Genomic DNA, 12,605 nt, shown 5'->3' with positions numbered 1-12,605 from the left:
GCGCTGAGCCGAGCGCCGAGCGCCGGGCGTGCGGTCTGCCGGTGCGCCCCCGGCGCGGCAGTGAACGACGTCCACCGTGCCGCAGCAGACCGGTGTCGCATCGCCGCGGTGTCCCGCAGCAAGCAGCTTCCTGCCCCGGTTCAGTCGGCCGTGGCCGGGCCGAACCAGGCGGTGAGGACGGTCCGGAGGGCGGCGGGGTCGGGGGTGGCGCCGGCGTGTGCGGTCCAGGCGACGTGGCCGTCGGGGCGGATGAGGAGCGCGGCGGGGGCGGGGATCTCGTCGACCGGCCAGACGGGCCAGTGGTCGGCCGTGGACCGGACCTCGACGAGGTCGACGCGATCCGCCCAGCCCTTGGCCGTGGCCGCCAGTGCGGTGTCACCGCGGAGGTCGAGCAGCACGGGGCGCGCGGCACGCAGCAGTTCGAAGACGCGACGCCGGCCGTCACCGGTCTCCAGATCGACGTCGGGGACCCGGCGGCCGGTCAGCGGGTGGTCGTCGCTCATGGGGTAGCGGAGGTCCAGCGCGGTGATCATGCCACCCAGGTGCCGGTTGACGTCGTCGTATTCGATGAGCGAACGGAGCACGTCGCGCAGCGCGTCGGTCTGCGGGCCCGGACGCGTCAGCGCCGCCTGTGCCCGGGTGTTGTGCAGCACCCGTTCCGCGACGGGATACCGCTCGGCGTGGTAGCTGTCCAGCAGGATCTCCGGCGCCCGGCCGCGCACCACCGAGGCGAGTTTCCAACCGAGGTTGACCGCGTCCTGGACCCCCAGATTCAGTCCCTGGCCACCTGCCGGGAAGTGGATGTGAGCCGCGTCGCCCGCCAACAGCACCCGGCCTTCCCGGTACCGCTCGGCCTGCCGGGCCGCGTCGCCGAACCGGGAGACCCAACGGGGGCTGTGCATACCGAAGTCGGTGCCCGCGATCCTCAGCAGTGCCTCCCTCAGCTCCTCGAACGTCACCGGTTCCCTCGGGTCGGCGACACGGTCGTGCTCCGTGGTGACCACCCGGTACCAGCCCGGCTCGAAGGCGAACACCGAGAAGTCACCGGCCGTTCGCCGCTGCATGAAGAGCGATTCGGCGGGCGGATCGGCGAGTTCGACGTCGCCGAGCAGCGCGGTCACTGTCGCCGGGGTGCCCGGGAAGCCGATGCCGGCGAGCTTGCGCACCGCGCTGCGCCCGCCGTCGCAGCCCACGACGTAGCGGGCGCGCAGCGTCGAACGTAAGCCGTCCGGTCCGCCTACCTCGACCTCGACAGCGGAGTCGTGCTGTCGGATCCCGGTCACCTCGGACGACCAGCGCACCCGTACACCGAGCTCGGTGGCCCACTCCTCCAGCAGCCGCTCGATGTGGGACTGAAGGAGCATCAACGACCAGGGATGCCTGGTCTCCAACTGGTCGAAGTCCAGCCACAGCCCCGAGAAGTGCCCTATCGGTCGCGGTGTGCCGGCCGCCAGGAAGCGGTCCAGGACGCCCCGCTGGTCCAGCACTTCCAAGGTCCGGGCGTGCATCCCGCCGGCCCGCGACTCACCGGTCCGCGCGGCGAGCCGGTCGGCCACCACCACGTCGACCCCCGCCAGGCGTAGTTCGCAGGCGAGCATCAGGCCCGTCGGCCCGGCGCCCGCGATCACCACATCCGTGTCCGTCTTTGTGTCGATCATCTGCATTTCCCCGTGTTCCGGTTCGGCTCCCAGCCCGCCGTATCTAACGGTGTTAGGGACTCTAACGTCGTTAGAGAGTGCTTCTAACGGTGTTAGGGTGTCAAGCGCCCAGGAAAGAGGGAGCGGGATGAAGATCAACTCCGAGGTGATCGCCCGGACGGCGTTGCGACTGCTCGACGACGTCGGCCTCGACGGGCTCACCATGCGCCTCATCGCCCAGGACCTCGGCGTACGAGCCCCCACCCTCTACTGGCACATCAAGAACAAGCAGGAGCTGCTCGACGCCATGGCCACCCTGGTGTACGTCGAGGCGGCCGAGAGGCTGGAGCCACCCCGCGACGGCTCCGCCTGGGAGGACTGGCTCGCCGACTGGGCCCGCCAGCTGCGTCAGGCGATGCTGAGCCACCGGGACGGAGCACGCGTCCTCGCCGGCACCTACGTGAACCACGAGACCGTGCACCGGGCGGTGGAGCTGAACCTGCGAACCCTGCGGGACGCCGGCTTCACCCTCAGCGAGGCGGCACGCGGTTTCCCGGCGGTCCTGCACTACACCATCGGCCACACCATCGAGGAGCAGGCCCACACCAGCGCGGCGTACGGCGACGACAACCCCTACACCCCCGAGCGGCTCGCCGCGATGGTCGACGCCGAACGCTTCCCCCTCACCGCCCAGGCATCGAGCGACCTGCTCGGCATGGACGGCGACACCGGCTTCGAATACGGACTTCGCATCGTCGTCCTGGGCCTGCGCGCCGCCAAGCAGGAACGGGAGCGCGGCTGACCCGGGGCCCGGCGCGCCTGCCGGGCCCGGCGCGTCAGAGCCGGCCGCGGCGTTCCTCCGCCCCGAGCACCACCGTTGGCACCTCGCAGAACGTGTGCCCCGGGGCATCCGCACCCGGGGCACACGTTCGCGTCAGGCCCAGCAGCCGCTGTGCCCAGCAGCCGTTCACGGTCGCGGCGAGGCCGTCCATCGAGTCCTTGATGGCGCTGCCGCTGGCCGAGGAGTCGTCCTCCACGAAGGAGAAGACCTTCCACCGGCCGTATTTGCCCTGCGTCAGGCCGCTCAGGGCGATGGCGCCGGTGAGGGTGCCGGTCTTCGCGCGCACCTTGCCGACGGCCCACCTGGAGTTCGCGTCGCCGAAGCGGCCCCACTCCGGGCCGAGCGTGCTGCCGGCCTCGCCCGCGACGGGGAGGCCGTCGCGGATCGAGTTCAGCATGTTGCGTCGCAGCCGTTACCGTCGGCTCGGCCCCCACCGGCCCGCCGGCACCGCGGACATCACTTCACCACGATCTTGCCCCCGGACGACGTCGACGGCCCGGTGGTGGTGTTCCCGTGGTACACCCAGCGCCACGTACCCGTCTTGGAGGCCTTCACGGTCGTCCTGAGATCACCCGATCCGTTCGCGTACACCTTCTTCACCGTGGTGTAGGAAGCGATGCCGGCAGGCTTGAACTGCAGGCTCACCAGGCGTCCTCCGTAGGAGGCGTACTTCCTGGTCTCCCAGTCGGCCCGCGTGACCTTTCCGGTCACGGTGATGGTCCTGTCCTTGGACACCGGTTCGGGTGAGGCGTTCACGGACAGGCGGGAGTTGCGCTTGACGCGGACCGTCAGATTCTTGTCGTCGGTGTCACCGCCGCCGCCCTCGAAGTACACCTCGGCCCCGACCTTCCAGACCCCGGCCTCGCTGTTACGCATGTCCCACACGCTCGGGTCGAAGTACATCGTCTCGTTGAAGTCGCAGACGCCCGGGCTCACTTTGATGCAGTCGCTCGTCTCGACGGAGTGCCACAGCCGATCACCCGCACCACCCCGGTACAGGAACACCGCTGACCACTTCCACTTGTGCGTGGTCGCCATCCGGAAGGAGGCGGGTACCGCGACCTCCTTCGACACCCCGATCACAATCGGCCTGCCGCCGTTCACCTGGACACGCGTGAATGAGGCCCCACCCTCGGCCGCCCCGGCCGGCGCCGCAGCCACGGCCGTGAACACCGCCGCCGCACCACCGGCTACGACGACTCGCCAGACCTGCTTTCCCACCTGATCCCCGATCTCTTTGCGGAAAGGCACTGAAGGCTCATCCCTCCAGCGCCTTACAGACGGCCGGCATCCGCACGGGGTTGTACACCCGCGCATCACCATGGGGCATCAGATCATCCCTGCCTTGCGCGAGGCGAGAGATCGGTACGGTGCCCGGCCTTCTGGCGGTCGCCAGGAGGCCGGCGGTCGAGGAACTCCCCCCCCGTGGGCCACGCATGCGCCGAGGGCGCCTTGCGGAGGCATCCCCCTCAGTACAAGGTCGATTCCCCCTCCTCCGAAGCCGGTGCGGGGGAGTTCGCAGGCGTTGGTCAGCGCGCCGGACAGGTACTGCGGAGCACGGGAGAACTGCCCATCGGGAACAGGCGCCCCGTCGAGCAGCACGTTCAGCCCGGAGACACGGTCGGCGCATCTCCCGCGCGTGAACCCCCCTGGCCGCTTCGGACAACAGGGGGTGGAATGCACTTCACTCCTACTGCACGAAGAAGCGAGGCCTCGTGGGGGAGCCACCCACCGACGACGCGCTGGTCATCCAGGAATCCCTGGAGCGGCCGGAGATGTTCGCCAGGCTCTACGACAGACACGCCGCCGAGATTCACCGGTATGTGATGCGCCGACTGGGCGACAGTCACGCCGACGACATCACGGCGCAGACCTTCCTCATCGCCTTCCGCAACCGCGCCCGCTACGACGTCGCGCGCGCCAGTGCCCGGCCGTGGCTCTACGGCATCGCCGGCAACCTCATCGGCAGCCACCGCCGCTCCGAGGTGCGGGCGCTACGGGCGCTTGCCCGTACCGGCGTCGACCCGGTGGCCGAGTCCTGGTCGGATCGGGCCGACGAGCGGGTGACGGCCGAGGCCTCGCAGCAGGCGCTGGCCGGGGCGATCGCGGCCTTGCCCGGGAAGGACCGGCATGTGCTGCTGCTGGTCGCCTGGGCGGACTTCACCTACCAGGAGTGTGCCGACGCCCTCGGGGTGCCGGTCGGCACGGTCCGCTCCCGGCTGAACCGGGCGCGGCGCAAGATGCGTAAGGCGCTCGGCGCCGACCCCACCCTCGTCAGCGACTACAACGGGGCGGTAACCCATGGATGACATGACCAAGATGCGCGAGTTGCGCGCCGATGCGCCGACGCCGGACCGGACGCGGCTGGTTCCCGGCCGCCAGAGGCTGCTGGGAGCAGTGCAGCAGGGCTCTGCCCGCAGGATGCGGCTGGACTGGCGCGTGACGGCCGCGGGGGGCGCCGCGACGGTGGTCACCATCGCGGTGATGGTGGCCCTGCTCGTCGGTGGCGATGGACCCGAGCGCGGCGTGCAGCCTGCGGGCCCCGACCTGAGGTCCGCGACGGTACTCCTGGAGCAGGCGGCGGAAGTGGTGTCGCAGCAGCCGGATCTGCATCCGCGCGACGGCCAGTGGGTCTACCTGAAGACCGCGCAGTGCCGAACCGGAGCGTCGGACGCGGTGCCCGACGCCAAGCCCGAGGTGAGCGAGGAGTGGGTCCAGTACGACAGCCCCGTCAGGGAGGACGACAAGGACGGCGACACCGAGCCCTCGCAGCGGCGGCTGTATCGCCTGCTCGCCTCGCTGCCGGACGACCCCGCCGAGATCCGGAAGCAGGCGGCGGACATGTTCCCCATGGGCAAGGACACCGGCTTGACGCGTGAGCAGGCCGAGACCTTCGCGCTCCTGGCGACCCTCAACGAGGCCTATCCCGTGCACCCGCAGGGGATGGCCAAGCTGTACCGGGCCCTGGCCGCGGACCCCGGGGTCGAGGTGGTCCCGCACCTGGTGAAGGACCCCCTGGGGCATGACGCCATCGCCATATACCCGGACCTGGGCAGCGAGGCCGTTCAGCGCCGGGAGTACCTCCTCGACCCCGACACCTTCCAGTACCGGGGGAACCAGTCGGTCGCGGTGCGCGACTACGAGGAGAAGTACGAGGACGGCTCGTCGGCTGGGCGCTCGCACAAGAAGGGCGAGGTCACATACTGCGAGATGAAGATGACCCAGTCCCTCGTCGACCGGGACGGCGAGAAGCCCTGAACCGGCCGGGCGGAAGTGGCCCAGTGCTCGTGAGCCTTTCGGCGGGCCGACCCGGCCACGCCGAGCGGCCGGCCGCCGCGCAGAGGCGGAGGGGCCACCCCGGCCCGCTCCGCCACGGCGAGCTCGCTGATCCGGGCTGAAACCCTGACGCAGCCAGACACCTGCCACCGGCTCCTCAAGGCCATCATGGAAACGGCCGTGGACGACGAGCTGATCAGCCGCAACCCGTGCCGGATCAAGGGCGCGGGGAAGGAGAAGGCGGCTGAGCGGCGCATCGCGACCGTCGGCCAGGCCGATGCCCTGGCCGAAGCTGTCGGAATGCGGTGGCGGCCCATGACCTACCTCGGCGCGTACGGTCCGATGCGGCCGGAGAGCTGGCCGGCCTCCGTCCCCGAGACGTCGACCTCGACAACCTTCGCGTCCGCGTCCGCCTCGCCGAGCCCGAGCGAATGAACGGGCGGCGCGTCCAGGGCGCCACCAAGTCGGAGGCGGGCACCCGGACTGTGATTCCGCGGACAGGGCGGCGCTGATCCACCAGCACGAGCGGCAGGAGGTGTCGAGAGCAGGAGCCCGACCAGTGTTCTGGCACAGATCTGGTACGCGGCGACTGATCGCAGCGGACAGCAAAACGGCCCAGGTTCTCAACCTGGGCCTTCTTCATGGAGCGGGTGACGAGAATCGAACTCGCGCTCTCAGCTTGGGAAGCGACGGCGCCTGGGTGGCTGCAGGGCTGCTGACCTGCGTGGATTCGTTGTGCCAGCGACGTTGGCCGGGTATGGTCGCGCCGCGGTTGACCATGGTTGTCCGCTCTCATGGGCACGCTGTGGGCACGGCTTCGAGGAACGGTGGGCAGCGTGCGGGCGGGAACGGGCCCTGCGCGTGGCTCGGCCGGTACGGATATCCGGTTTGGGCGTCCTTCGCGAGGCCACAGCCTCGCCTCGGCGAAGCGCGACCTACTCTGTTGCCGGGATGGGCCGTCGCGGGCTGTTCGTGCTGTGCGCTGATGAGAGGTCGGGGAGCCGGAACCAGGGGTGTCGGCATGCCGACAGCGCCGCCCGCTGCACGACGAGAAGGGCGCCTGACCGGTATCAGCCCAGGTCGGGCGCCCTCCTCGGGTTGCTGGAAGAAGGTGACTCCTATGCCACTGTCGCCTCCGGCGCTTCCGTTGCCGCCGTCCTCGCGGTGTGGGGGCTCTTGCCCCTGCTGAACGCGAAGTAGAGCACCCCGGCCACGGCGACTCCGATGAACCAGGAGTACGGACCCAGCGCCGCCCCGTAGCCGGACGGTCCGTAGACGGGGAGGATGCTGGAGAAGACGGCGCCCACCACACCGGCGGCGAACGCCCGTACGTTCCAGCCCCCCTGGAAGCGGAACTCGCCGTCCTCCTTGTACAGAGCGGGCACGTTCAGCTGTGTCTTCCGGATGAGGTAGTAGTCGACGACGATCACACCGAAGATGGGGCCCATCGTCGAGCCGATGGCGTTGACGAAGCTGGGGGCGTTGTCCCAGGGGTGCAGCGGGTAGAGCAGGAGCGCGATGACGGCGGCGATGAGGCCGCCCCTGCGGAAGGTCACGTACTTCGGGGCCACGTTGGCGAAGTCGAAGGCGGGACTGACGAAGTTGGCGACGACGTTGATGCCGAGGGTCGCCACGGCGAAGGTCAAGGCGGCGAGCAGGACGAGGAACGCGCTGTCGAACTTGGCGGAGATCTCGGCCGGTTCGAGGATGACCTCGCCGTACACCTTGCTGGCGGCGGCCGTGGTGATCGCGGCGACGAGGGAGAAGAGGATCAGGTTGACGGGCAGGCCCCAGAGGTTGCCCTTCTTCAGGGCCTTCGTGTCCGGGGTGAAGCGTGCGAAGTCACCGAAGTTGAGGAACAGGGCGGCGAAGTAGGTGACCCAGGTGGCGGCTATCGCCGCGATCGCGGCGAGTGAGCCGGGGCTGACGTCGAGCCCGGTGGCGCTCTTGGCGAGTGCGGCAAGGTCGCCGCTCGGCATGTCGACGGAGAAGGACATTGTCCCGGCCTTCACGGACAGCGCGATCGCGAGGATCAGCATCATCACCCAGACCGCCGGGCCGGCGAAGTCCTGGAAACGGCGGACCGTTTCCATCCCCTTGCTGATGATGAGCAGCTGGGCGGCCCACACACCGAGGTAGCACAGCACTTCAAGGCCGCTGTGGTCGAAGAGCCGACTGGTCTCGTGCAGATGCTTGGGTCCGTCGTAGCGGACGAGGAAGGCCACGATGGCGCCGGCGGCGGCGCTGGTCTGGGCGCCGTACCAGAAGGTGGCGACCACGGCCCGTACGAGAGCCGGGACGTTGGCGCCGAAGGTGCCGAACGAGGCGCGGGCGAGGACCGGGTAGGGGACACCGGTCTTGACGCCCGCCTTGCCGATGAGGGTCATCAGCCAGTAGATGATCAGCGAGCCCACACCGATGCCGATGAGGAACTTGAAGGTGTTGCCCGCGACGAGGAACAGGCTGGCGGCCAGGAAGTAGCCGTACAGACTGTGCACGTCCGAGGTCCAGACGTTGAAGATGCTGAAGGCGCCCCACTTGCGTTCGGTGGCGGGGGCGAGGTCCGCGTTGTAGAGACGGGGGGAGTACCCGGGCGGGGCGGCGGTTCTGTCCGCGTCCGCGCTGTCCGTGGCCGTCATGTCCTGCTCCTTCGTGCTGTGCCCCGTCCCCTACTGGCGCTGCGCCGGACGGTTGATGCGGCAGCTAACGACCCGGTTGTTGCACCCGCGTGTCCGGCGCGTACCAGACCCGTCAACGGAAATTCTCTTCCATTTTCAGGATCGAGTCGCCGGTTGATCCCGATGCGGCGGGTGCGGATGGGGCACGGCTTCGAAGAACGGCGGATCGAGCGTGTGCACGAACGAGTGTGGCGCTTGACTTTGTTGGTTCGTCCGTCCGGCTCGGGGAGCCTTCGCGAGTGCACTGGGCTCCGACGCATTACGCCCCTGCGCTCCGGGATCGACTGTCGCGCCTCCCTCGGAACTGCCTGCCCGGCCTTGGCGCCGTCGCCGTCGCCGTCCCCGTTGAGTGTCTGTGCGCCGGGGAACGGAGAGGCTCAGGCCGCGACGGGAAGCGGAGCGGAGGAGGTAAATGGGTGGCGGAGTGTGGTCTATTTCAACAACTCCTGTCCCGGTAGCCTCACCTGTGGCCAGTAGCGCACCATCCCCCCACCCCCCAGGTGTGCGTGCCGGCGTGGACGACACCCGCCTGTTTCTGCCCCTGGCAGCCGGGTGCTCTCCCCCGTTCGCCGCCTCTAGGAGGATCACGGTGAAAGTTCGCACCAGAAGCTCGGCGATCATCGGCGCCCTCTGCCTCGTCGCTTCCCTCGCCTTGACCACGGCGTCTGCCGACGAGCTCAGCACCCCACGTCAGGCAGCGAAGGTCGTGCTCAAGAAAGTGGCAACGGCCCGGAATCCATCCGCCGGCGCCGCCGGTCCCGGTGGCACGGTCTGGATAGCCGAACGCGCGGGCAAGGTAAGGGTCTTGGGCGATGAAGGGCTCGGCGACCCCGTCATCGACATATCCGGCGAGACCACCACCAACGGCGAACGCGGCCTGCTGGGCATCACGTTCGACAAGGAGTTCGCGCACTTCTACATCTCGTTCACGAACCTCCAAGGCACCAGCACCGTGGACGAGTTCGCGGTGCGGGACGGCAAGATCCAGCCGAACACCCGGCGCACGGTCCTCACCCAGACACAGCCCTACCCGAACCACAACGGCGGTGACATCGCGTTCGGCCCCGACGGTTACCTCTACGTCGCGCTCGGCGACGGCGGCTCGGCCGGCGACCCGCACGGCAACGGGCAGAACCTCGGCACGCTGCTGGGCAAGCTGCTGCGGATCGATCCGAGCGGCGGCAAGCCCTACGCGATCCCGCCGGGCAACCCGTTCGTGGACGACCCGAACGCGAAGGACGAGATCTGGGCGTACGGGTTGCGCAACCCGTGGCGGTTCTCCTTCGACGCGGGCACGGGCGATCTGCTGATCGGGGACGTCGGCCAGAGTGCCTGGGAGGAGATCGACTGGGCCACGGCGACCAGCAAGGGTGGCGAGAACTACGGCTGGTCCCAGATGGAGGGCAACCATCCCTTCCGGGGTGGCACGGAGCCCGCGAACCACACACCGCCGATTTACGAATACGACCGCAGCGGGCCTGGCTGCTCGGTGACCGGCGGATACGTCTACCGAGGCGAGGCGATCCCGGACCTCAAGGGTCAGTATGTGTTCAGCGACTACTGCGACGGCACCGTCCGTGCTCTGCGGATGGAGAACGGCGAGGTGACCGGCGTCAGCGACCTCGGAGTCGACGGCGGCCGGGTCGTCTCGTTCGTGCAGGGAGGCAATGGCGAGCTGTACGTACTCGACCTGCGTGGCAGCGTCTCCCGCATCGACCCGGCGGAACGACCGGCGGATGAAGAAGCCGCCGAGTAGCCGGAATCACCCAGGTCGGCTGGATCACCTCCGGGATCGCCGAGACTGGCGCGTCGAGCAGCACTCCCGTCCTCGCGGGTGCCGGTCTCGCGGTCGCGGCGGTCGGTGCCGCCGCGGTCTAGCTCGCGCGCAGGCGCCGCACGAATGAGGAGAGCTGACGAGCAGTCAGCGGACCCCACTCAAGCAGAGCAGGCCGGCGCAGTGCCGCGGGGGGGCCTGCTCTGCTTGGCTACGGACGGCCGGGGCGCTGAGGTGACGTGGTCCGCGCCTTCGCGAGGTCTTTCAGTCATGGCGGGGCCGCAGGCTGTGGTGGCTGCGGCCCCGCTGGGGCGCCCGGGTCAGGGCGGGTTGCCGTGCTGGAGGCCGCGGCCGTTGGTGCCGACGTAGACGCGGCTGTAGGTGTCGGGGTCGCCGGTGATGACGCCGGTGCCGCCGACGCTTCCCCACTGGTGGGCGTCGGGTGCCGCTCTCGAAGCGCGAAGCCTGCGACTCATGCCAACCCAGGCTTTGGGTCAGTGCCCGCTTGGTGAGTCCGGCTGCCTTCCGGATTTCGGCGAGGCGTTGCCCGGGCACTTTGCGGGCTTCCTGGACGCTCGAAGAGGGTGATGTCATGTCGGACGAGGATGCAACTCGGCTTCCCCGCCGTCATCTGTCAGCGCGATCATCCCCTTCGCCAAGGCCGCCTCTATCGGCGCCCGCACCGACGGCGGCGATGGCCGGCGCCGACGGGAGAAGTCCACAGCCCGACGAGAACGACGAATTGCGCCCCCATCGAAGAGATGGGGGCGCATTTGTCAGCTTCGCCTACTTGAGTGGTGTTCCACCCGAGTTGTGATACGCGATCGTCTTGCGGATCAGGTTTCCGCCGTCGGACTCGGGCGTCGTCTGCTCCGTCCATCCCGCACCGAACAGCAGGCCGGCGATGTGGGCGTTCGCCACCTTGTCCATGTGGGCGAAGAACCAGTCCACCTTGTCGTCCTTGAAGTGGCCGGGGGTGTTGTTCTGCGCCATGTTGCCCACGGGGATCTGCCACAGGACCACCGGCTTGCCCACGGACTCGGCCATCGTCTTCCAGAACTTCAGTGAGGCGGCGGCCTTCTGGTCGGTCCAGAAGGTGTCACGGCTGCCGTGGGCCGGCTGTGCGTACCAGCCCGCGTCACGGTCCGACACATCGGTGACCAGGAAGTCGGCGTTCCGTGCCCCGAGGTCCGCATAGTCCTTGACGCACTTCTGGAGGTTGCTCTCCCAGTCGAAGCAGGAAAGGTGCAGCCCCACGGCGGCGTTCGGCGCGTACTTGTGCGCCATGTGAATCAGGCACTGGGCGAGTCCGGCGGCGCTGTTCTCCTGCGATCCGCAATCCGTCGGATTCGCGGCCGAGACCTTGGCGGGAACGTGGTGCAGATTGCCGAGCGACCGGGCGAAGCCCCAGAAGTCGGGCTCCAGGTCGATCATGTCGTGGGACTTGCCGATCTTCTGGAGGAAGAACCGGTAGTCGTTCAGATACCGGGTGAGCAGGTCGGCGCGGTTGATGGCCTTGACCTCGCCCGGGCCGTCACCCTCGCCTGCCGCATCCCCGAGGTCGCGCAACGAGTACCAGGTCCACAGGTACTTCTGCGGTCGCGACTTGCCCCGGTAGGTCGCCTTGGCCGCCTGGGCGTCCGACCAGGTCACCTGGTTGCCGGGCGCGGTGGTGTTGCCGCCCCAGCAGCCCCACCAGCCCGACCACTCATCCTTGCAACGCGATGCCGTATATGCGGCCGACGAAGGCGCGGGCTGGCTGTGTATATAGGCGTAGCGCACGTCGAACGGCGCGGCGTTCGCCGAGGCGTCAGTCATCGAACCGCCGATGAACACCTTGTCGCTGCCCATGAAACGGGTCGTCGAGCTGCCGTTGGTGGCGGCCGGAGACGCCGGCGGCGACGCCGGTTGGGTGCCGCTCGGAGCCTGGCTCGCCGGAGTGCTGCCGCTGGGCGTGGGCGTGCTGCCGGAGTTCCCGGGGTTCCCGGTGCCACCGGCGCTACCGGCCGCGACGAGCTTCCACTGCTGGTTGGCGCCGCCCCGGTCGCGGTTCTGGACGATGTCGCCCCCGTTGGCCTTGGTGGCGTTCTGGACACCCACAGCCATGCCACTGAAGCGATTGACCAAACGCACGTAGCCGTCCGGCGACTTGGCCAGTTTGAACTGCTGGTTGGTGCCGTTCAGGTCTTTCCACTGCACGATGGCGGAGCCGGCGGTCTTCGACCAGCCGAGGTCGTCCAGCACCTTGCCGGAGTTCCGGTTCTGCAGCCGGTAGTACCCGTCACCCGATTCGATGAACCGCCACTGCTGGTTGGCTCCGCCGTGACGGCTCCACTGCACCACCTCCGCGCCGTCCTTCGTGGCGAAGGCGCGGTTGTCCAGCACCTTGCCGCTGTTGC

At 69.0% G+C, this 12,605-nt stretch carries 9 protein-coding genes and 3 pseudogenes; 5 read left to right on the top strand and 7 right to left on the bottom strand.

What is annotated here, in order from left to right:
• Positions 1-140 precede the first annotated feature (140 nt).
• A complete protein-coding gene (locus tag AOK23_RS23085; RefSeq protein WP_055714583.1) occupies positions 141-1,658 on the bottom strand; it encodes an FAD-dependent monooxygenase in 1,518 nt (505 codons plus the stop codon).
• A 127-nt stretch (positions 1,659-1,785) separates the two neighbouring features.
• On the opposite strand from AOK23_RS23085, the gene AOK23_RS23080 reads away from it, so the two are divergent.
• The gene (locus AOK23_RS23080; protein ID WP_055714580.1) at positions 1,786-2,439 is read left to right on the top strand and encodes a TetR/AcrR family transcriptional regulator C-terminal domain-containing protein; all 654 of its coding nucleotides are present in this window, start codon (positions 1,786-1,788) and stop codon (positions 2,437-2,439) included.
• Between the two features lie 151 nt (positions 2,440-2,590).
• Here the strand turns inward: AOK23_RS23080 and AOK23_RS23075 are convergent.
• Both AOK23_RS23075 and AOK23_RS23070 read right to left on the bottom strand, forming a co-directional pair.
• A pseudogene (locus AOK23_RS23075) lies at positions 2,591-2,872 on the bottom strand (D-alanyl-D-alanine carboxypeptidase); the annotation flags it as partial.
• Positions 2,873-2,934: 62 nt separating this feature from the next.
• On the bottom strand, positions 2,935-3,699 hold the full coding sequence (locus tag AOK23_RS23070; RefSeq protein ID WP_055714578.1) for a hypothetical protein: 765 nt from the start codon (positions 3,697-3,699) through the stop codon (positions 2,935-2,937).
• A gap of 494 nt (positions 3,700-4,193) precedes the next feature.
• On the opposite strand from AOK23_RS23070, the gene AOK23_RS23065 reads away from it, so the two are divergent.
• From AOK23_RS23065 to AOK23_RS23055, 3 genes and pseudogenes are all read left to right on the top strand, one after another.
• Positions 4,194-4,787, top strand: coding sequence for an RNA polymerase sigma factor (locus AOK23_RS23065; RefSeq protein WP_055714577.1), 594 nt, complete (start codon positions 4,194-4,196; stop codon positions 4,785-4,787).
• On the top strand, positions 4,780-5,736 hold the full coding sequence (locus AOK23_RS23060; protein ID WP_055714576.1) for a CU044_5270 family protein: 957 nt from the start codon (positions 4,780-4,782) through the stop codon (positions 5,734-5,736). Before AOK23_RS23065 ends, AOK23_RS23060 begins: the two co-directional genes overlap by 8 nt.
• A gap of 165 nt (positions 5,737-5,901) precedes the next feature.
• A pseudogene (locus AOK23_RS23055) lies at positions 5,902-6,245 on the top strand (tyrosine-type recombinase/integrase); the annotation flags it as partial.
• A 627-nt stretch (positions 6,246-6,872) separates the two neighbouring features.
• Here the strand turns inward: AOK23_RS23055 and AOK23_RS23050 are convergent.
• On the bottom strand, positions 6,873-8,393 hold the full coding sequence (locus AOK23_RS23050) for an NCS1 family nucleobase:cation symporter-1 (RefSeq protein WP_055714575.1): 1,521 nt from the start codon (positions 8,391-8,393) through the stop codon (positions 6,873-6,875).
• A gap of 628 nt (positions 8,394-9,021) precedes the next feature.
• On the opposite strand from AOK23_RS23050, the gene AOK23_RS23045 reads away from it, so the two are divergent.
• The gene (locus tag AOK23_RS23045) at positions 9,022-10,188 is read left to right on the top strand and encodes a PQQ-dependent sugar dehydrogenase (RefSeq protein WP_206336265.1); all 1,167 of its coding nucleotides are present in this window, start codon (positions 9,022-9,024) and stop codon (positions 10,186-10,188) included.
• A 338-nt stretch (positions 10,189-10,526) separates the two neighbouring features.
• On the opposite strand, the gene AOK23_RS47990 is transcribed toward AOK23_RS23045, so the two are convergent.
• The 3 genes and pseudogenes from AOK23_RS47990 to AOK23_RS23040 form a co-directional block, all read right to left on the bottom strand.
• Positions 10,527-10,682, bottom strand: coding sequence for a hypothetical protein (locus tag AOK23_RS47990; protein ID WP_157878125.1), 156 nt, complete (start codon positions 10,680-10,682; stop codon positions 10,527-10,529).
• Positions 10,678-10,800, bottom strand: a pseudogene (locus AOK23_RS45360) (transcriptional regulator); the annotation flags it as partial. The gene AOK23_RS47990 and the pseudogene AOK23_RS45360, both read right to left, overlap by 5 nt.
• Positions 10,801-10,992: 192 nt before the next feature.
• Positions 10,993-12,605: RICIN domain-containing protein (locus tag AOK23_RS23040; protein ID WP_079049637.1), on the bottom strand; the 1,613-nt coding region annotated here is incomplete at its 5' end.

It is taken from the genome of Streptomyces torulosus, from assembly GCF_001419765.1.
GTDB classification, from domain to species: domain Bacteria; phylum Actinomycetota; class Actinomycetes; order Streptomycetales; family Streptomycetaceae; genus Streptomyces; species Streptomyces torulosus.
The sequence above is the reverse complement of the archived record's forward strand: the minus strand, read 5'-3'. Positions and strand labels throughout refer to the sequence as shown.